An 18,676-nucleotide genomic window follows, 5' to 3' on the forward strand; every position below is an offset into this window, starting at 1 on the left:
GGAACCGGCCGTACCACCGGGGGTGTCACGGGCCCGGCGGGTCTGTCACCCCTTCGGGTTCACGCCAGGAGCCGCAGGACCTCCCGGCCGGCTGCCGGGATCGGGCCGACGACGGGGACGGGGAAGCGGTGCCGGAGGGCTTCGGCGGCTTCGCCGAGCGGTCCGCCGCCGATGACGACGGCTTCGGCGCCGTCCTCCCGCACGCACAGGTCGACCGCCGCGGCCAGGCGTTCCGTCATCTCCTCGGGGGACGCGGCCAGCCGGAGGGGGTCGCCCGGGGTGAGGCGGATGCCGGTGTACCGGCCGGGCCGGGCGAGGCGTGCGGCACGGGCGTCGATCGCGGCGGCCAGGCCGGGGGTGGTGGTGGCGATGCCGAAGCGCCGTCCGTCGGCGCCGGCCTCGCGCATCGCGGCCTCCGCGATGCCGACGACGGGGACGGGGGTGCGGGCGCGCAGCTCCTCGACGCCGGGGTCCCCGAAGGCGCTCACGACGATCGCGGCCACGCGGTCGCCGTCCGGGCCCGCGAGGAGGCGGTCGACCGCGTCGAGGACGTGGCCGGCCGAGGCGCGCAGGAGCTCCTCGTCGACGAGCATCGGCGGGCCGGCGGCGACGGTGACGCCCCGGACCTCGTACCCGTCCTCGGGGCGCAGGGTGCGGCGGGCGATGGCGGCCATCATGGCGGTGGTGGCCTCGTTGGTGTTGGGGTTGACGAGGGCGACGAGGGTCACGCGGCCGTCTCCTTTCCCATGGTGTCCGCCGGCTCCTCGCCCTCCATGGACCTGCCGAAGGTCTCGGGCGGGAACTGGACGAAGACGGCCAGGCCGACGAAGAGGGCGCCGAGGAGCGTGAACATCCCGGCGACGCCGTACCGGTCGAAGGCCGCGCCCGCCAGGATCGGGGTGAGGCCGCCGGCCAGCGAGCCGAGGGCCAGGATGATCGAGGTGCCGAACGCCCTGACGCGGGTGGGGAACTGCTCGGGGGCGAAGATCCAGATCGTGGTGTTCAGCATGATGACGCAGAAGTTGAAGGCGGCGCCGAAGAGCAGGATCAGGAGGACGCCGTCGGCGAGGAAGCCGAAGCAGAAGGCGGCGGCGCAGCCCAGGGCGGCGGCGACGGTGAGGACGGCCTTGCGGGGGAAGTAGCGCGCGGCGGCCGAGGCGGCGAGGGCGCCGAGGAGCGAGCCGGACTGCATGACCAGGGTGAAGAGCAGCGACGTGGTGATGCTGTGGCCCTGGGCGACCAGGATGGTGGGCATCAGCGAGAGGACGGAGATCTGGGCTCCGTACGACATGCAGACGGCGGCGCCGAGGAAGAGGGTGCGGCGGCCGAGGGCGCCGGAGAAGACGTCCCGCAGGCGGTTGCGTTCGGGGACGACCGGCTCGCCGCTGTCGGCGGCGGTGATGAACCGCCGGTGCTCGGGGAGCGGTCCGCGCAGCCGGCCGGAGGCGAGGCGGTTGAGGACGTCGTTGGCCTCGTCGACGCGGCCGCGGGAGAGCAGGAAGCGCGGGGTCTCGGGGACGAAGCGGCGGTAGAAGAGGACCAGGAGCGCGGGGACGGCGAGGAGGCCGAAGAGCCAGCGCCAGCGGTCGGGGCCGGTGAAGACGGTGAAGACGAGGACGCCGAAGCCGGGGGCGAGCATGTTGCCGAGGCCGCCGGCGGTGACGTTGATGATGCCGACGGCGGTGCCGCGGTGCCGGGTCGCGAAGAACTCGGACATCATCGTGACGGCGATGGCGATCTCGCCGCCGAGGCCGAAGCCGACGATGAAGCGGCCGATCGCCACCACCGCGTAGACGGGGGCGAAGGCGCAGATCAGGGCGCCCAGCGAGAAGAGCAGCAGATTGACCGTGAGCATCGTGCGGCGGCCGATCTTGTCGCCGATGACGCCGGTGGCGAGGCGGCCGAGGGCCGCCGCGGTGAAGGTGACGGTGTTGAGGAGGCCGAGTTCGGCCGCCGTGGTGCCCCAGGACTCCTGGAGGACGGGGCCGACGAGCCCGACGGCGTTCTGCTCCAGCGCGTCGAAGAAGACGCCGAGGAGGACCATCGCGCCGATCTGCTTGTGCGCTCCGGTCACCCCGATCCGGTCGAGGCTGTCCTCCAACTGGCGGTGACGCGGGCTCGCGTCCGCTGGGGCGGTTCTGGTGGGGAGGGCTTCCATGGGGATCCTTCCTGGCCGGGCACGACGCCCGGGAAGAAGTACCGGACTTCGAGATGCGAAAGTTCGGTTTCGACCTGCGGAAGTTTGGTTTCGCTGTCGCGGCCCCGTCAAGGGCCGGAAAGTGCCTTTCTCTCAAAACTGCATACCATTTCCCGCGCCTCATAAAGAATAAAACGGACTCGATCGGAGGCATTTAGCGACAAAAGGGATGAATGGAGAGACTGCTTTCGTGTAGCGGTATACAAACCTGGCGATCCGCCGGGCGTATCCACCGATCGGTTGACCCCCGCCTCCGCCGTCCGCCCGCATCATGAAGCCGACGGGCCGACCGGACGGGCCCGGGAGCCGGCCCAGGATGGAGGCGGAGCGAAGGGACAGCCCTTCTCCGCGCGGGACGGTCCGCCGTGCACGCGATGCGCCGCCCGCCCTTCCCGAGGAGGAACCCCATGTCCCCCGACGACCTGGCCCTGCGGGCCGCCGTCCGGAACGACGACCCCGCCGCCGTGCGCGCGGCCCTGGCCGGCGGAGCCGGCCTCGAACACCGCGACGAGCACGAGCGCACCGCGCTGCTGGTCGCCGCCGCCGGGGACCGGGTGGCGGCCGCCGAGGCCCTCGTCGCGGCCGGCGCCGACCCGAACGCGCGGGACGACCGGGAGGACACCCCCTGGCTGATCACCGGCGTGACCGGCAGCGTGCCCATGATGCGGGTGCTGCTGGCCGCCGATCCGGCTCCCGACGTGACGCTCACCAACCGCTTCGGCGGCGTCAGCCTCATCCCCGCCGCCGAACGCGGCCACGTCGACTACGTGCGCGCCGTGCTCCGCGCCACCGACATCGACGTCGACCACGTCAACGGGCTCGGCTGGACCGCCCTGCTGGAGGCCGTGATCCTCGGTGACGGCGGCCCGGCCCACCAGGAGATCGTGGAGCTGCTCATCAGCGCGGGCGCCGCGCCGCACCTCCCGGACCACGACGGGGTCACCCCGCTGCGGCACGCCGAGCGGCGGGGCTTCCACGAGATCGCCGGGCTGCTCGCGGCCGTCCGCTGAGCCGGCGACCCCGCGGTCAGGGCCGCTGGTCGAGGACCCCCGTCACGACGGCGTGCAGGTGCCGGCGGAAGCGGTCGAGCGTGGGCAGGTCGTGCGGGCCGAGACGGCGCCCCGAGGGGGCGAGGACACCGGCCTGGCCGAAGGAGTGCGCGGTCCACACGATCGTGAAGACCAGCAGCTCGACGTCGGCTCCGGTGCCGAGCCCCGCCCGGTCCAGGGCCGCCCGGACCGAAGCGGCGACCTCGGCGACCAGCGGACCGGCGAACTCGGTCTCGATCTCCGCGAGTTCGGCGCCCTCCGCGAGCCAGCGGCGCATCCACAGGGCCGGCACCTCGGGGTGGTCGAGACAGAAGCCCAGATAGGAGTCGACGAAGGCGAGGAGCGCGGCGCGCGTCTCCTCCGCCGTCGGACCGCACGCGTCCAGGCGGTGCAGGGCGGCGGTGACCGCCTCCCGCTGCGCCCGGTGGGCGCGGCGCATCACGGCGCGGTACAGCTCGGGCTTGGCACCGACGTGGTAGGCGACGGTGGCGATGTTGAGGCCGACGGCCTCGCCGATCGCGCGGGTGCTGGTGGCGTCGTAACCGCGCTCGGCGAACAGCCGGGTGGCGGCCGCCAGGATGCGCTCGCGGCTGTGACCGTCGTCGGGCTGGCTGCTCATGCGCCCGAGGCTACCGGACGTGTCCGCTCGGATTCAATCAGCTGTTGGAGAAGGAATTCGCAGGTCAGAGAGGATTGCCCCGCTCTCCATCATTCGATTGAATGAGCGCCCTCGAAGGAAGGGAGGGCGCTCATGGGTTCCGGCGTGGGCACGGGTGTGGGCACAGGTGTGCGCAGCGGCACGGGCGCGGGGTCGACGAGGGTGGCGGTGGTGGGCGCCGGCCCGGCGGGTCTCGCCGCGGCCAAGGCGCTGCTCGACGAGGGTCTGGACGTCACGGTCCTGGAGCGCGGCAGCCGCCCCGGCGGCCTGTGGGCGGGCGACGACGCGGGCGGCGGCTCTCCCGCGTACGACAGCCTGCACCTCAACACCAGCAAGGGGCGGACCGAGTTCGCCGACTTCCCGATGCCCGCACGGTGGCCCGACTTCCCGTCGGCGGCACTGGTCGCCGGCTATCTCGCGGAGTACGCCGACGCCTTCGGGGTGACCGAGCGCATCCGCTTCGGCAGCGAGGTCACCTCGGTCCGGCGGACCGGGGCGGGCTGGGAGGTCACGGCCGGCGGCGGCACGGACACGTACGACGCCGTGGTCGTCGCCAACGGCCACAACCGGGACCCGAAGTGGCCCTCCCCCGGCTATCCCGGCACCTTCGACGGCACCCAGCTGCACGCCCACGACTACCGGAGCCCCGAAGCCTTCGCCGGCCGGCGGGTGCTCGTCGTCGGGATGGGCAACTCGGCCATGGACCTCGCCGTCGACGCCTCGTACGTCTCCGCGGGACCCGTGCTCCTGTCCGCCCGGCGCGGCACCCACATCGTCCCCAAGTACCTCTTCGGCCGCCCCGCCGACGCGACCGGCGGCGCGCTCGCCGTGCTGCCCTGGCGGCTCCGGCAGACCGTCGCGCAGACCGTGCTGCGGCTCGCGGTCGGCACCCCCGAGCGGTACGGGCTGCCGCGCCCGGCCGGCGGCCTCTTCCAGGACCATCCGACGATCAGCGACACGATCCTGCACCGCCTCACCCACGGCGAGGTCGTCGCCCGCCCCGGCGTCGAACGGCTCGACGGCGGCCGGGTGGTCTTCGCCGACGGCACCGCCGAGGACGTCGACGTGATCGTGTGGGCGACCGGATACCGCGTCACCGTCCCCTTCCTGGACGCCGACCGGCTCGGCGGGGACCCCGAGGCGCTCCCGCTCTACCAGCGGGTCTTCCACCTCGACGACCCGACGCTCGTCTTCGTCGGCCTCATGCAGTCCACCGGCGCGGCGCTGCCCGTCGTCGAGGCGCAGGCCAAGCTGGCCGTCGCCTCCCTCGGCGGCCGCTACGTCCTGCCGACGCCGCGAGAGCAGCGGGCCGCCGTCGCGCGGGCCCACGCCGCCGCCGTCCGCCGCTGGGGCGACCGGCGGCCGATGATGCGGGTCGACTTCGACCGGTACGTCGCCGCGCTCCCCCGCGAGATCCGGGCGGGCGTCCGCCGGGCCGCCCGCGGCTCCGCCGTCCACACCCCGACCCCGAAGGCGCAGGCATCCGCATGACCCTCCCCTTCCTCGACCGGCGCCACGACCCGCGCGGCCGGCGGATCCTCGTCACCGGCGCCTCCGGCACCATCGGCCGCGCGCTCGGCGAGCGGCTGACCCGGGCCGGCGCGCACGTCGTCGGACTCGACCTGCGGCCGACGGGCGACGAGCCGTTCCCGGTGCTCGCCTGTGACGTCACCGACGACGCCGGGGTGGCATCGGCCGTCGCCGAGGCGCTGGAACTCCTCGGCGGGCTCGACGTGCTGGTGAACAACGCGGGGATCGGCGGGCCCGCGCCGGCCGAGTACGCCCCCGGCGAGGAGGTCCGCCGACAGCTGGAGATCAACCTCCTGGGCACCTGGCGGGTGACGGCCGCGTGCGTCGGCGCGCTGGTCGCCGCGCGCGGGCGGGTGGTGATGGTCGCCTCCCGGATGGCGGTGATGCAGCTGCCGCTCGCCGCCGCGTACGGCGCCTCCAAGCGGGCCATGGTCGCCTACGCGGACGCGCTGCGCCTGGAGCTGGGCACCCACGTGTCGGTCAGCTGCGTGTACCCCTCGGCCGTCCGGAGCCCGATCCACGACGCGACGAAGGCGGCGGGACTCTCCCTGGAGGGGATGAGCGTGTACGAGCCGCTGGACGGCGTCGTCGACGCGCTCGCCCGGACCGCGCTGGCCGTCCGGCCGCGGCGGGACGTGACGACCACCCGCAAGGGCGCGGTCGAGTTCTTCCTGGCCCGGCACCTGCCCGCGCTCACCGACCGGATCGTGGCCAGGACCCTGGCCGCGCGGGCCGCGGCCGGCGCCTTCGAGGGCGCGTCGCTCGCCGCGGGCGTGGTCGGGCGGAACGGCGGACGGTCGTGACCGCCCCGGTCGCGTCGCCGCCGCGGGGCCCGGCGGGCCGGGGGACGCTCGCGCTGTACGCCTCCGGCTCCGTCGGCATGGGCGTGTGGGTCACCGTGCCGGGACTGCTGCTGCTCTACTTCCTCACCGACGTGCTCGGCGTACCCGCCTTCCTCGCCGGGCTGACGCTGCTGCTGCCCAAGGTGGTCGACATCGTCGTCCATCCCCTCCTGGGCTCGCGCTCCGACCGGGAGGCGCGCCGCACCGGGCACCGCCGGCGGATGATGCGCGCCGGGGTGCTGCTCGGGGTTTCGATGGTGGCGGTGTTCAGCGTCCCGCCGGCGCTGACCGGGATGTCGGCGGCGCTGTGGGTGGGCTGCTGGTTCACCGTGGGCAATCTTCTCTTCGCCGGGTTCCAGGTGCCGTATCTGACGACCCCGTCCGATCTGCGGGTCGGCTACCACGAGCGGACCCGGGTCTTCATGTTCCGCATGGTGCTGCTGACGCTCGGGCTGCTGGGCGCCGGGGTGGCCGCGCCGGCGCTGGTCTCGGCCGGCGGCCGGGGCGACTACGCGCGGATGGCGCTGCTGCTGGCGTCGGTGATGGCGGTCTCGGCGGCGGTCGCGCTGGTGGGGGTGCGGCGGCTCACCGACGCCTGCGGCTTCCGGGTGCCCGACGAGCGGGCCGGGCACGCGGCCGTGGCCGACCTGCGGGTGGCGTGGCGCGACCGGGACTACCGCGCGCTGGTGGTGTCGTACCTGTTCACCGGCACGACCACGCACCTGTTCCTGGCGGCCCTGCCGTACGTCACCGCGTACGTCTTCGAGGACACCGGGCTGACCGCGCTGTTCATGGGGCTGTTCCTGGCGCCGGCGCTCTTCGCGAGCCCGCTGTGGACGGCGTGGTCGCGGCGGTTCGGGAAGCAGCGCGGACTGCTGCTGTCGCAGGGCGTGTTCGCGGCGGGGTCGCTGGCGCTGCTGCCGGGGGCCTCGCTCGACGGGACGGCCGGCGTCGCCGTGACGGCCGCCGTGGTGATGGTGATGGGCGTGGCCTTCTCGGGGCTCCAGCTGTTCGCGTTCTCGATGGTGCCGGACGCGGTCGCGGCGGCGGAGGCCGCGGGCTCGTCGAAGGCGGGGGCGTACACCGGGGTGTGGACGGCGACGGAGGCGACCGGTACGGCGATCGGGCCCTATCTGTACTCGGCGGTCCTGGCGCTCGGCGGTTTCGTGGCGAGCACGGAGGCCGAGCCGGCCGCCCAGTCCGGTACGGCACTGGGCGCGCTGCTCGTCGGCTTCACCGTCCTGCCGGCCGTGCTGATGGCGGTGGCCCTGGGGTTCCAGCGGCGCTACACCCTGGACCCGGCCGCGTGACCGGGCTCGAACTGCCGGCCCTGGCCGCCGTCGCCGTCGGCGCGTGCGCGCAGGCGGCCACGGGGATGGGCTTCTCGCTGGTGGCGGCGCCCGCGCTGGTGGCGCTGCTCGGACCGCAGCGGGGCGTCCCGACGGTCCTGCTGCTGGCCGTCCTCGCCTCGGTGCTGCCGCTCTCGCGGGGCTGGCGGCACGCCCGGCCCCGGGACGCCGGGCGCCTGCTGGTCCCCGCCCTGCTGGCCTGGCCGGTGGGGGCCTGGCTGGTGCGGGGCGTGGACACCCGGGCGCTGGCCGTCGCCACCGGGTGCGCGGTGCTCGCGGGGGTGGCGCTCCTCGGCCGGGGGGTGCGCTGGCCGCTCCTGCGCCGTCCGGCCGGGGCGTGGTGCGCCGGGCTCGCGAGTGCCGGCCTGAACGTGGTCGGCGGGGTCGGCGGACCGCCGATCGGCCTGTACGCGGCGAACGCGGGGTGGCCCGGGCAGGAGTCCCGGGCCACCCTGCACGCCTTCTTCCTGGTCCAGAACGTCGCCACCACCGCCGTCCTGGGCTTCGTCCTGCCGTCCTGGCCCGCGGTGGCCGCCCTCGTCTGCGGCGCGGTCGCGGGCATGGCGCTGGCCCCTCGGCTGAGCCCCGGCGCGGCGCGGACCGGGGTCCTCGCCGTGTCCCGGGCGGGCGCGCTGGCGCTGATCGCGACGGCCGTCGGCTGAGCGGGGCCGGCCCCGCCGGGTCAGGGCCGGGAGGTCCCGGCCCCGCCGCGGCGGGCGACGAGGGTCAGGGCGGCGGCCGCGGCGGAGAGGGCCGCGCACAGCAGCCAGACCGTGACGTACGCCGATTCCGACGGGGTGTCGGTGTGTGTGACGGAGGCGGTGAGGATCGCGGCGACGACGCCTCCCGCGACGGCGCCGCCGAGCGTCTTGACGTTGTTGTAGAGGGCGGTGGTCACGCCCGTGCGGGAGGGGTCGCCGGCCTCGGCGATCACGGTGGGCATGGCGCCGAGGGCGGTGCCCAGACCGAGGCCCGCGAGGATCTTCGCGAGGACGAGCTGCCAGAGCGCCGTGTGCAGGGCGGCCGTCGTCAGGAAGCTCGCCGCGACGAGGGCGAAGGAGACGGCGAGGGCGGGGACGTAGCCGACGCGTCCGGCGATGCGCGCGGTCAGGGACGAGGTGATGACGGCGGTCGCCGCCGCCGGGAGCGCCACGAGGGAGATCGACAGGGCGGAGAGGCCGAAGCCGTATCCGGTGGCGGCGGGGTCGGCGGCGAGGAAGGTGGCGTCGGGCGCCTGGCCGCCGAAGTAGACGACGCCGAAGACGAAGGCGCAGAGGAAGAACGGGGCCACCCGGCGGTCGGCCAGCGCCCGGACGTCCACGAGCGGTTCGGCGGTGCGCAGCTCGACGCGGACCCAGACGGCGCCGAGGAGCACGGCGAGGCCGAGCAGGGTCGGCGCGATGAAACCGGGGCCGTCGCCCTGGGCCGTCGAGACGCCGAAGAGGAGCAGCAGGGTGGTGGCGCCGAGCAGCGCGGCGCCGGGCCGGTCGAGGCGGCCCCGGGCGAGGCGCCGCGACTCGGGGACGGCGAGGAAGGAGACGGGCACGCAGGCGACGGCCAGGGCGGCCGGGACGAGGAGGGTGAGGCGGACGTCGTCGGTGAGCGCGTGGACGGCTCCGGTGAGGACGCCGCCGAGGAGGGTGCCGAGGGCGAGGGCTCCGACGAGGCGGGCGATGGCCGAGCGGGCCGGGCCGAGCGGGAGCCGGTCGCGCACGAGGGCGATCTCCAGCGGCAGCAGGGCGGCCAGCGGGCCGGTGAGGACGCGGCCGGCGAGCAGCACCGGCAGGTTCGGGGCGAGGGCGACGAGGAGGGCGCCGACGGCGATCGACGCGAGGGCCCAGCGCAGGACCCTGCGGTGCCCGTGGAGGTCGCCGAGGCGCCCGAGGACGGGGACGCTGACGGCGGCGGCGAGGAGCTGGGCGGAGATCACCCAGGTGAGGTCGGCGTCGGGAACGCCCAGTTCCCGCCCGATCTCCGGCAGCAGCGGGGCGATGCCGCCCTGGAGGAAGCCGCTGGTCAGCTCGAAGAGGACGAGGAGTCCGACGACGGCGCGCACGGAGGCGGAGCCGGTCTCGGGGGCGGTGGTGTCCGGCAGGTCGGGGGCGGGGTGGCCGGTGGTGCTCATGCGGGGTCCTCGGCTGCTTCCTGGAGGCGGCGGGCGGCGAGTTCGGCGAGCAGGACGGCGGCGTCGAGGACGGCGCGGTCGTCGAAGACGGCCTGGGGCGCGTGGTTCATGGGGGCGGTGGCCGGGTCGCGGTCGGGCGGGCAGGCCCCGATGCCGAGGTAGGCGCCGGGGACCTCGCGCAGGACGAGGGAGAAGTCCTCGGAGCCGGTGAGGGGGCGCGGCGCCTCGAAGGCGTGGTCGGCGCCGAGGAGTCCCCGGGCGGTGCGCAGCGCGAAGGCGGCCTCGGCGGGGTCGTTCTCGGTGACCGGGTAGTTCTCGCGGTAGTCGAGGTCGGCCTCGACGCCGTGGGCGGCGGCGATGCCGTGGACGGTGCGCTCGACCCCGGCCCTGACCGCGGCCTGGGTGGCGGTGGAGAAGGACCGGACGGTCGCCTCCAGGACGGCCGTCTCCGGGATGACGTTGCCGGCCGAGCCGGCGTGCAGGGAGCCGACGGTGACGACGGCCGGGTCGAAGACGTCGACGGTGCGGGTGACCATCGTCTGGAGGGCGGTGACGATCTCGCAGAGGGCGGGGACGGGGTCCTTGGCGGAGTGCGGCGAGGAGCCGTGGCCGCCGGCGCCGCGGACAGTGACGGTGACCGAGTCGGAGGCGGCGAGCATGGGGCCGGGGCGGACGGCGGCGTAACCGGTGGGCAGCAGGGTCGAGGTGACGTGGAGCGCGTAGGCGGCGACGACGCGGTCGCCGGCGGCGTCGAGGACGCCCTCCTCGATCATCAGGCCGGCGCCGCCCATGCCCTCCTCGCCGGGCTGGAACATGAACACGACGTCGCCGGGGAGTTCGTCGCGGCGGGCGGCGAGCAGCCGGGCGGCGCCGACGAGTCCCGCGGTGTGCAGGTCGTGGCCGCAGGCGTGCATCCGGCCGGGGAGCTCGGAGGCGTACGGGACGCCGGTGTCCTCCTGGACGGGGAGGGCGTCCATGTCGCCGCGGAGCAGGACTGCGGGGCCGGGCCGGCCGCCGCGCAGGACCGCGGTGACGGAGCTGAGCCGCTCGCCGAGGGTGATCTCCAGGGGCAGTCCGGCGAGCGCGTCGAGGACCCGGCGCTGGGTGAGCGGCAGGTCGAGGCCGAGTTCGGGAGCGCGGTGGAGGTCGTGCCGCAGGGGGATGAGGGTGTCGGCGTGGGCAAGGGCGTCGCTGTGCGTGAACATGGCGGGTATAGTGCCGATCCGCCCGATGAACGGCGTCCGCATGCAGGGATCCGCCGCTCCGGGGTGATCGTTTGCGCGAATGAGCCGTTCGCCACGGCGTCGGGAGCGGGGTGCTGGGCTTGCTGGACGAGCTGGACTATCTGCTGGTGACCGCCCTTCAGGTGGCGCCGCGCGCCGACTGGCAGACGGTCGGCGAGGCCCTGGGGCTCGACGCGTCGACGGTGGCGCGCCGCTGGGCGCGGCTGACCCGGGAGGGGCACGCGTGGATCAGCGTCCATCCGGCGGTGCGGGCACGGGCCCCTGCCGTGGTCGCCTTCGTCGAGGTGGACTGCGTCGCGGGGCGGCTGCACGAGGTCGCGGCGGAGATCGCCGAGGATCCGCACGTGTTCAATCTGGAGCACGTCAGCGGCGGCCGGGACCTGCTGGTCACCGCCGTCTTCGCCGACCAGGCCGAGCTGGCCCGGTACGTGGGCTTCCGGCTGGGCGCGCTCGACGGGGTGGCCGCCTCGCGCACGCAGGTGGCGACGACCCTGCACGCAGAGGGGAGCCGGTGGCGGCTCGACCGGCTGACCGAGGAGCAGCGGCGCCGACTCGCGGGCCCGGACCGGCCGGCGCCCTCCCGGCCGGCCGGCGGCCGGCTGCTCGAAGGGCGGGACCTGGACCTGGTGCGGGTGCTGAGCGAGGATCCCCGGCAGTCGGCGGCGCGGCTCGCGGAGCGGACCGGGCTCAGTCCCACCACGGTCCGGCGGCGGCTCGACCGGCTGGAGGCCGAGCACGCGCTGGTGTACCGCTGCGAGGTGGCGCGGGCGCTCTCGGGCTGGCCGGTGTCGGTGTCGCTGTGGGCGGCGGTGCCGCAGAGCCGGGCGCCGCGGCTGGCGGAGCGGATCAGCGCGCTGCGGGAGATCCGGCTCTGCGCCTCGCTGTCGGGGCCGTACAACCTGCTGCTGGCGGCGTGGCTGCGGTCGGTGGACGACATCGCCCCCTTCGAGTCGCGGCTGACCGAGCGGTTCCCCGAACTGGCGGTCGCGGACCGGGCGCTGACGCTGTGGCCGATGAAGCTGGGCGGCCATCTGCTCGACCCGCGGGGCCGGCACCTGCGGGCGGTGCCGTTGGGGCAGTGGAGCGACGCCGGCTCGGCGGCGGCCGAGGCGGCGCTCCTGGACCGGCTGCGCACCCCGCGTACGGCGGCTCCGTCAGCGGGCCCGGCGGGCGGCGGCTGAGGCGCCGAGGGCGGCGACGATCTCCCGGAAGACGGCCTCCCGGTCGGGGTTCCGCCGGGCGCCCCAGCGCACGGCGCGGTCGCGGGCCAGGAGCGTGGGGGTGGCGCCCCGCGCGAGCAGGTGGTGGACGACGTCGGCGCGAGGCATGCCGGCCGCGTATTCGAGCGCGGTCAGGTCCCGCTGCCTCGCCTCGATGTCGGCGCCGTGCTCCAGGAGCAGGTCGATCAGCGCGAGCGGGTCCCCGTGGGTGCAGGTGGCGGCGTGGACGAGGGGCAGCCAGCCGAACCGGGTCTGGGGGCCGGTGGGCGCGCCGGCGGCGAGCAGCAGCCGGGCGGTGTCGGCGCGCCCCCAGCCCACGGCCATGGTGAGCGGCGTCTGGTCCCCGTCGTACTCCCCGATGAGCTGTCCCGGGTCGGCGCCCGCCCGGAGCAGGGCTCCGACGATCCCGGGGTCGCCCGCCAAGGAGGCGTGGTCGAGGGCCGTGCGCCGGTCGCCGCCGGGGGTGTCCGGGGCGAGGCCCTCGCGCAGCAGCCGTTCCGTCTCCGCCGCGTCCCCGGCCAGCACGGCCGCGGCCAGCCGGTCGGCGTGCTCCGTCGGCCCTCCTCGCTCGTCCATGGGGATGATCATCGCCGGAGGACGGGGCCGGATGCCAGGCGTCGCCCCGAGAGTGTCCGGTTCGTGATGCGCGGGCCCTGTCCCCCGCAGGCTACCGGGCGGTAACGTGCGGGCCCGTCCACAGCCTTGGGGGAGATCGCATGGATGACGTCACGACGTACGACCCGGTGGCCGAGCACGAGCGGACCCGCGCCGCGCTGGAGGCCGCCCTCGGGCGGCTGGTGGAACTGCTGGGCGGGATCGACGACCTGGAGGTGCCCTCCGGCGTGCCCGCGTGGTCCGTCGGGGACGTCGGCGCGCATCTCGCCGCCGTGTACCTCGCCTACGGCTCCGCCGTCTCCGCCGACGGCGGCGTCGACTGGGACGCCCTGCTGCCCCGGGAGGACACGACCTTCGGGAAGCGGATCGCCGCGGTGAACGCGCTGTCCGTCGGACTCGTCGCCGGGGCCGAACGGAAGCGGCTCGGCGCGATCCTGGCCGAGCGCGGCGCGGCCTTCCTGCGGCACTCCGAGGGGCTCGCGCCCGACCTGCCCGTCCCCTCCCCCTGGTACGGGCCGGGACGGACCGTCCCGCTCGCGGCGGCGACGGGGCTGCTGCTCAGCGAGACCCTCGTGCACGGCCTGGACATCGCGCGCGGCGCGGGCCGGCCGTGGTCCGTCGGCGCGGCGGAGGCGTCGCTGGTGATCGGTCAGGCGATGGTGACGATGATGCCGCTCGCCCTGGACGCCGAGAAGGCGAAGGGGGTGCGGATCGCCTTCGACCTGGCCCTGAAGGGCGGGCCCCGGCTCGCCGTCGTGGTGGAGGACGGCGCCGCCACCGTGACGCGGGACGCGCCGCCGCGTGCCTACGACTGCCGGATCACGGCGGCCCCGACGGCCTTCCTGCTCGTCTCCTTCGGCCGGATGCCGATGTGGAAGGCCGTCGCGCTGGGCCGGATGCGGGCCGGCGGCCGCAGGCCCTGGCTCGCGACCCGGCTCAGCGAACTGATCACCGCGCCCTGAGACCGGGCCCGGCGCCGCCACCCGTGAACGGCCAGGAGACCAGGTCCTGGTAGCGGACCGGCGCGGGGCCCCGGGCGTAGTCGCTGCCGACCAGGTGGAGCCGGGCGGTCGGCCACGACCGTCCCTCGAAGCCGTCCAGGACGCCGGAGGCCGCCGGGATGCCGGTGAGGTCGCCCCGGCGGGCCCGGGCGAGCGTCAGGTGCGGGCGCAGCGGGCGGCCCTCGTACGGGATCCCGGCCTCCTTCACCAGGGCGCGCACGTCGTCGGCGAGGCGGTGGAGGCCGGGGACGTCGCCGGCGATGCCGCTCCACAGGACGCGGGAGTCGAAGTGGCCGCCGCCCCGGAGGGACAGGTCGAGGGGGCGGCGGGCGGCGGCGAGTTCCGCGAGCGGGTGGTGGAGCAGGGGCACGGTGGCGACGGGCAGCTCGCCGAGGAAGGCGAGGGTGATGTGCCAGTCCTCGATCCGGTTCCAGCGCATCCCGGGGTGGGCCGCGTAGGCGGGGGCGAGGGCCCGGGCGAGTTCGTCCTTGGCGTCGTCGGGCGGCGCCAGGGCGATGAAGACGCGGATGGTGGCGGGCTGGGTCGTGTCGTTCACAGAGCGATTCGTACCGTGCCGCCGCCGGCGCCGTGCGGGCGGGTCCCCGTACGCCGCGCCGGGCGGGTCCGGTACGGGAGCGCCGCGCCGGCGCCGTACCGGGACCCGCCCGGCGGGATCACCAGCCGCCGACGGCGACCGGGACGCCCGGGGGCGTCGACGGCGGGCCGAGCGGCTTGATCTGGTGCGGGGCCGGCGGGGTCCACGGGTCGAGGTCGTCGCCCAGCCACTCCCCCACGGGCTTGACGTCGGCGAGGACGTCGGAGGGGGCGAGGTCGGTGCCGTCGGCGTCGAAGTAGTCGTACCAGGGCAGGCCCGCGCGCGTGTAGGCGGCGCGGTCGACGGGGGACGGCGGGGGCTCCTCACCGGTGATGCGGCGCCACTCGGGCGGAGTCACCAGGTGGACGAAGACGCGCGCCTCCGGGGTGTCGGACCAGTCCCGGGCCCTGCGGTCGTCCTGGTACACCTCCTGCCGCATGGAACCGCCCGCGCCGATGCCCATGGCCGCTCCCGGCGCGGGCGGCGCGCTCGCCGGGGCGGCCATCGGCATCGGCGGCGGGGCGCCGTAGGCGGCCATGGGCGCCGCGCCGTACGGCGGCGGGTGGGCGGCGCGGTCGTAGGCCCGCTCCTCGGCGAGCCGCCGTCGCTCCTCGGCGAGCCGCCGCTGCTCCTCGCGCCAGGCGGCGCGGGGCTTCGGGGCGAGCGGGAAGGCCTGGAGCTGGAGTCCGCCGACCGTCTCCTCGCCGGTGACCTGGCCCTCGACGGTCGCGCCCATGCCGAGCGGGACGGCGACGAACTGGCGCACCGTGCCCTTGCCGGAGTTGATGCCGTCCAGCCACGGCTGGCGGGGCAGCACCACGTAGTTCTGCGGGCGCCGGGACAGCTTCCCGGTCCACTTCTCGCCGGAGATCGCGCAGACCTTGCCGACGCCGACCTGGAGGGCCGAGGGCTCCGGGCTGCCCGCGAAGCTGAGCCACATCGCCTCGCGGAGGTAGACGGGCAGCATCACCCCGCCCTTGGCGCGCCACTGCTCGGGCACGGTGTCGGGGTGGTCCTCGACCCGGCGGAGCGGGAACTCGCCGAGACCCGGGGGCAGTCGGTGGGTGCCGGTCTCGGGCAGCCGGAGGGTGCGGATGAAGCGCACCCGCACCCCGTCGCCCAGCAGCAGGGTGTTCCCCTCGATCCTCGTGTCGTTGGCCGCCACCGCGTCTCCCTCTCCTCGGCACACTCGTCCTCCGTTACACGAGCGGCCGGAGCGGCCGGTTCCCGCCGGGTCGGCCGGTTCCCACCGGATCGGCGGCGTGCCGGTCACCGGCGCGCGCGGGGACCGGCGGGGCTACTCCTCGCGGACGAAGTCGGCCTCGGCACGCTCCTCGTCGAGGTCGGACTGCGCGTGGGCGTAGAGGTCGCGGACGAACGCGTCGGCGTCCTCGGGTGAGATCCCGGTGCCGAGACCGAGCAGTCGTGCGGTCCAGGCGGCGAGCGGGTCGGCCTGCTCTTCGGCCATGGCGTCTCTCCTTCGGTCCTGCACGCGCGGGCGGGAGAAGGAGGGCGGGCCGGGTGCCGCCGGTGGCGGTGAGGACCGCCCCGTCTCCATCGTCCGCCCCGCCCGGGCCGCCCGCAAGACCGGTCCCCCCGCGCCCGGCCCTGCGTCGTCCCGGCACCCGGCCGTGTGCGTCGTCCCGGTCTCAGGACCCCGCGCGCAGCAGGCGGGCCGTGTCGCGGAGCCAGTGGGCGCTGCGCTTGGGCACGCGCCGCTGGGTCGCGTAGTCGACGCGGACGAGCCCGAAGCGCTGGGCGTAGCCGTAGGCCCACTCGAAGTTGTCGAGGAGCGACCAGGCGAGGTAGCCGCGGACGTCGGCGCCGGCCTCGCGGGCGCGGGCGACGGCGGCCAGGTGGGCGGAGAGGTAGGCGGTGCGGTCCCGGTCGTCGACGTACCCGCCGGCGTCGGGGACGTCGTCGTAGGCGGCGCCGTTCTCGGTGATGACCAGGGGGGTGCCGGGGTAGTCGCGGGCGATGCGCAGGAGCAGGGTGGTGAGGTCGTGGGGCATGACCTCCCAGCCGAGGCCGGTGACGGGCAGGCCGCCGTGCGGAAGGCCGCGGGTGACCGGCAGGCCGTGGGCGTCGACGGTGGCGCCGCTCTCGTCCGTGCCCGAACTCCGCATCGAACGGTAGTAGTTGACCCCGAGGGTGTCGATCGGGGTGGCGATGGCCGCGAGGTCGCCGTCGCGGACGGGGATCTCGACGCCGTGCGCGGCGAGGTCGGCGATCAGGTCCTCGGGGTAGGCGCCGCGCAGGATCGGGTCCAGGTAGAAGCGGAAGCCGAAGGCGTCGGCGCGGCGGGCGGCCTCTCGGTCGGCGGGGTCGTCGCCGGCCGGGGCGCTGGTGCCGAGCAGGTGGGTGACGGCGAGGTCGAGGGGGCGGCGGGCGTCGGCGCGCAGCCGCTGGGCGGCGAGTCCGTGGGCGAGGTGCAGGTGGTGCACGGCGGCGACGCCGTCGGCGAGGGAGCGTCCGCCCGGGGCGTGCACGCCTTCGACGTGCCCGAGGACGGCGGAGCAGAACGGTTCGTTGAGGGTGGTCCAGTGGCTGACGCGGTCGCCGAGGCGGTCGTGCACGAGCGCGGCGTAGTCGGCGAAGCGGTGGGCGGTGTCGCGGGCGGGCCAGCCGCCGGCGTCCTGGAGCTCCTGGGGGAGGTCCCAGTGGTAGAGGGTGAGCCAGGGGGTGATGTCCCGGGCGAGGAGTGCGTCGACGAGCCGGTCGTAGAAGGCGAGTCCGGCCGGGTTGGCCGGTCCCTTGCCGCCGGGCTGGACGCGGGGCCAGGAGACGGAGAAGCGGTACGTGTCGAGGCCGAGGTCCGCCATCAGGGCGACGTCCTCGGGCATGCGGTGGTAGTGGTCGCAGGCCGTGTCCCCGGTGTCGCCGTTGTCGATCGCGCCGGGGACGCGGCTGAAGGTGTCCCAGATGGAGGGGGTGCGGCCGTCCTCGGCGGCGGCGCCCTCGATCTGGTAGGCGGAGGTGGCGGCGCCGATGCGGAAGTCGGGCGGGAGGCGGGCGATCAGGGCGTCGTCGTCGGGGAAGCGGTCGTGGGCAGGCATGGGAACTCCGGGCGGGAGGCCGCGCAGGGGCGGCCCGGGCGCCGCGACGGGCGTCCGGGCCGCCCCGGTGCGGGGTGGACGGGGATCAGGGCAGGCGGTGGTCGGCGTCCAGCACCGTGCCGCGCTCGGGGCGGTAGAGGTCGAAGCCCCGGGTGTCGCACTGGAGGCCGCCGTTGATGCAGTGGTCGACGAGGGCCTTGAGGGTGCGCTCCTCCCACGCGTTGAAGAAGTCGTAGTGGAAGGAGTAGCCGCGGCCGCTGGCCAGCCGGACCCGGCTCATGTCGCCGTTGACCGGCCACGCCATCTTGAACTCGATCATCGGCAGGGCGACCGGGTGGGAGGCCGGGCACATGTTGTCGTTGGTGCCGGGCTTCACGACCGGGTACGCCATGTGGCTCTTGTGGTCGGGGGTGTCGAGGTGGAGGCCGTTCCAGCAGCTGGGGGCCTGCATGCGCAGGTTGAGCTGGACGTCGGGCCGGCTCGGACAGCTCGCCGGGATGTCGGTGTTGAAGAAGCTGTCACCGCATTCCCAGCCCTCGACGAACCCCTTGTGGGCGCGGAACTCCTGCTCGGTCTGCATCGGGTTGCCGACGACGAAGCGGAGCCCCTTGGGGAAGGGGCGCACGCTGCGGTAGTCGGTGACGCCGGCCTTGTAGTAGATGACCTGCGGGCCGACGGGCAGGATCTTCTGGTCGCCGTTGTAGAGCGAGGGCATCCAGTACGCCGAGGCGTCCGCGGGTGCCTTGCAGGTGGTGGCGCCTCCGTAGAGGGAGGCGGTGGTGCTGGCGGCGTTCGTCGAGGTGTTGCCCATGAACGTGTGGTCGTGGGACTTGCCGAACTGGCCGGGGTAGACGATCGGGTCGTCCGGCGCGGTGTGGGTGACGGAGCAGCCGGCCTGGAACTCGTGGTGGTAGGCCGGGGGCGGGGTGTCCGTGGACGGGGTGACGCCGGTGACCGGCGGGACTGCGGGGATGTATCCGTCCCCGTCGGCGTCGTCGCCCGACGCCTGGGTGGAGGCGGCCATCTGGTGCCCGACGTGGTTCGCGGCCGCGGCGACGGCGGGCGGGATGCCGGCGGCCGGGTCGGTGGCCTGGGCCATCGTGCCGATGCCGAGGGCACCGGCGATGAGGGCCGTACTGACGAGGAGTACGGAGAGCCGCTTCGGACTCGATCTCATGGGGATCTCCTCAGTGGG

At 75.3% G+C, this 18,676-nt stretch carries 18 protein-coding genes; 7 read left to right on the forward strand and 11 right to left on the reverse strand.

The genetic code is table 11. The features are described from left to right. Nucleotides 1-59 precede the first annotated feature (59 nt). Together IE321_RS00560 and IE321_RS00565 are read right to left on the reverse strand one after the other, a co-directional pair. Complete coding sequence (locus tag IE321_RS00560) at nucleotides 60-728, reverse strand: aspartate/glutamate racemase family protein (protein WP_190221287.1); 669 nt, start codon at nucleotides 726-728, stop codon at nucleotides 60-62. Continuing rightward, nucleotides 725-2,158, reverse strand: coding sequence for an MFS transporter (locus IE321_RS00565; protein ID WP_043222309.1), 1,434 nt, complete (start codon nucleotides 2,156-2,158; stop codon nucleotides 725-727). Before IE321_RS00565 ends, IE321_RS00560 begins: the two co-directional genes overlap by 4 nt. 446 nt (nucleotides 2,159-2,604) lie before the next feature. On the opposite strand from IE321_RS00565, the gene IE321_RS00570 reads away from it, so the two are divergent. Continuing rightward, nucleotides 2,605-3,207: an ankyrin repeat domain-containing protein gene (locus IE321_RS00570; RefSeq protein WP_190221288.1), complete on the forward strand. Its 603-nt coding sequence runs from the start codon at nucleotides 2,605-2,607 to the stop codon at nucleotides 3,205-3,207. Between the two features lie 16 nt (nucleotides 3,208-3,223). Here IE321_RS00570 and IE321_RS00575 read toward each other — a convergent pair whose 3' ends face one another. Then, nucleotides 3,224-3,865 carry a TetR/AcrR family transcriptional regulator gene (locus tag IE321_RS00575; protein ID WP_043222314.1) on the reverse strand — a complete coding sequence of 214 codons (642 nt, stop codon included), beginning with the start codon at nucleotides 3,863-3,865 and terminating at the stop codon, nucleotides 3,224-3,226. 132 nt (nucleotides 3,866-3,997) lie between these two features. Between IE321_RS00575 and IE321_RS00580 the strand changes: the two genes are divergently transcribed. Genes IE321_RS00580 through IE321_RS00595 form a run of 4 tightly spaced genes read left to right on the forward strand, consistent with a single transcriptional unit; the run spans nucleotide 3,998 to nucleotide 8,287 of the window. After that, nucleotides 3,998-5,395 (forward strand): flavin-containing monooxygenase, encoded by a 1,398-nt coding sequence (locus IE321_RS00580; RefSeq protein WP_190221289.1) that lies wholly within the window; start codon nucleotides 3,998-4,000, stop codon nucleotides 5,393-5,395. Further along, nucleotides 5,392-6,237, forward strand: coding sequence for an SDR family NAD(P)-dependent oxidoreductase (locus IE321_RS00585; protein ID WP_190221290.1), 846 nt, complete (start codon nucleotides 5,392-5,394; stop codon nucleotides 6,235-6,237). Before IE321_RS00580 ends, IE321_RS00585 begins: the two co-directional genes overlap by 4 nt. After that, on the forward strand, nucleotides 6,234-7,586 hold the full coding sequence (locus IE321_RS00590; RefSeq protein WP_226652469.1) for an MFS transporter: 1,353 nt from the start codon (nucleotides 6,234-6,236) through the stop codon (nucleotides 7,584-7,586). Before IE321_RS00585 ends, IE321_RS00590 begins: the two co-directional genes overlap by 4 nt. Beyond that, a complete protein-coding gene (locus IE321_RS00595; RefSeq protein WP_190221291.1) occupies nucleotides 7,583-8,287 on the forward strand; it encodes a sulfite exporter TauE/SafE family protein in 705 nt (234 codons plus the stop codon). The genes IE321_RS00590 and IE321_RS00595 overlap by 4 nt, the downstream gene beginning before the upstream one ends. A 20-nt stretch (nucleotides 8,288-8,307) precedes the next feature. Here IE321_RS00595 and IE321_RS00600 read toward each other — a convergent pair whose 3' ends face one another. Further along, the gene (locus IE321_RS00600) at nucleotides 8,308-9,750 is read right to left on the reverse strand and encodes an MFS transporter (RefSeq protein ID WP_190221292.1); all 1,443 of its coding nucleotides are present in this window, start codon (nucleotides 9,748-9,750) and stop codon (nucleotides 8,308-8,310) included. Continuing rightward, a complete protein-coding gene (locus IE321_RS00605) occupies nucleotides 9,747-10,955 on the reverse strand; it encodes a M20 metallopeptidase family protein (RefSeq protein WP_043222328.1) in 1,209 nt (402 codons plus the stop codon). Before IE321_RS00605 ends, IE321_RS00600 begins: the two co-directional genes overlap by 4 nt. 119 nt (nucleotides 10,956-11,074) lie before the next feature. Between IE321_RS00605 and IE321_RS00610 the strand changes: the two genes are divergently transcribed. Continuing rightward, nucleotides 11,075-12,175: an Lrp/AsnC family transcriptional regulator gene (locus tag IE321_RS00610; protein WP_190221293.1), complete on the forward strand. Its 1,101-nt coding sequence runs from the start codon at nucleotides 11,075-11,077 to the stop codon at nucleotides 12,173-12,175. Here IE321_RS00610 and IE321_RS00615 read toward each other — a convergent pair. Continuing rightward, the gene (locus tag IE321_RS00615) at nucleotides 12,149-12,790 is read right to left on the reverse strand and encodes an ankyrin repeat domain-containing protein (protein ID WP_190221294.1); all 642 of its coding nucleotides are present in this window, start codon (nucleotides 12,788-12,790) and stop codon (nucleotides 12,149-12,151) included. The two genes, IE321_RS00610 and IE321_RS00615, sit on opposite strands and share 27 nt — an antisense overlap. Before the next feature lie 140 nt (nucleotides 12,791-12,930). Between IE321_RS00615 and IE321_RS00620 the strand changes: the two genes are divergently transcribed. Further along, nucleotides 12,931-13,791 carry a maleylpyruvate isomerase family mycothiol-dependent enzyme gene (locus IE321_RS00620; RefSeq protein WP_190221295.1) on the forward strand — a complete coding sequence of 287 codons (861 nt, stop codon included), beginning with the start codon at nucleotides 12,931-12,933 and terminating at the stop codon, nucleotides 13,789-13,791. Here the strand turns inward: IE321_RS00620 and thpR are convergent. The 5 genes from thpR to IE321_RS00645 form a co-directional block, all read right to left on the reverse strand. Then, on the reverse strand, nucleotides 13,778-14,386 hold the full coding sequence (gene thpR / locus IE321_RS00625; protein ID WP_190221296.1) for an RNA 2',3'-cyclic phosphodiesterase: 609 nt from the start codon (nucleotides 14,384-14,386) through the stop codon (nucleotides 13,778-13,780). The two genes, IE321_RS00620 and thpR, sit on opposite strands and share 14 nt — an antisense overlap. 118 nt (nucleotides 14,387-14,504) lie before the next feature. Further along, nucleotides 14,505-15,590, reverse strand: coding sequence for a hypothetical protein (locus IE321_RS00630; protein WP_190221297.1), 1,086 nt, complete (start codon nucleotides 15,588-15,590; stop codon nucleotides 14,505-14,507). A 132-nt stretch (nucleotides 15,591-15,722) separates the two neighbouring features. Further along, the gene (locus IE321_RS00635) at nucleotides 15,723-15,893 is read right to left on the reverse strand and encodes a hypothetical protein (protein WP_190221298.1); all 171 of its coding nucleotides are present in this window, start codon (nucleotides 15,891-15,893) and stop codon (nucleotides 15,723-15,725) included. Between the two features lie 181 nt (nucleotides 15,894-16,074). Beyond that, the gene (locus IE321_RS00640) at nucleotides 16,075-17,481 is read right to left on the reverse strand and encodes a GH1 family beta-glucosidase (RefSeq protein WP_190221299.1); all 1,407 of its coding nucleotides are present in this window, start codon (nucleotides 17,479-17,481) and stop codon (nucleotides 16,075-16,077) included. A gap of 85 nt (nucleotides 17,482-17,566) precedes the next feature. Further along, a complete protein-coding gene (locus IE321_RS00645; protein ID WP_190221300.1) occupies nucleotides 17,567-18,658 on the reverse strand; it encodes a DUF1996 domain-containing protein in 1,092 nt (363 codons plus the stop codon). Between the last annotated feature and the right edge of the window lie 18 nt (nucleotides 18,659-18,676).

The sequence above is a fragment of the Streptomyces hydrogenans genome, from assembly GCF_014656075.1.
Classification (GTDB): Bacteria; Actinomycetota; Actinomycetes; order Streptomycetales; family Streptomycetaceae; genus Streptomyces; species Streptomyces hydrogenans.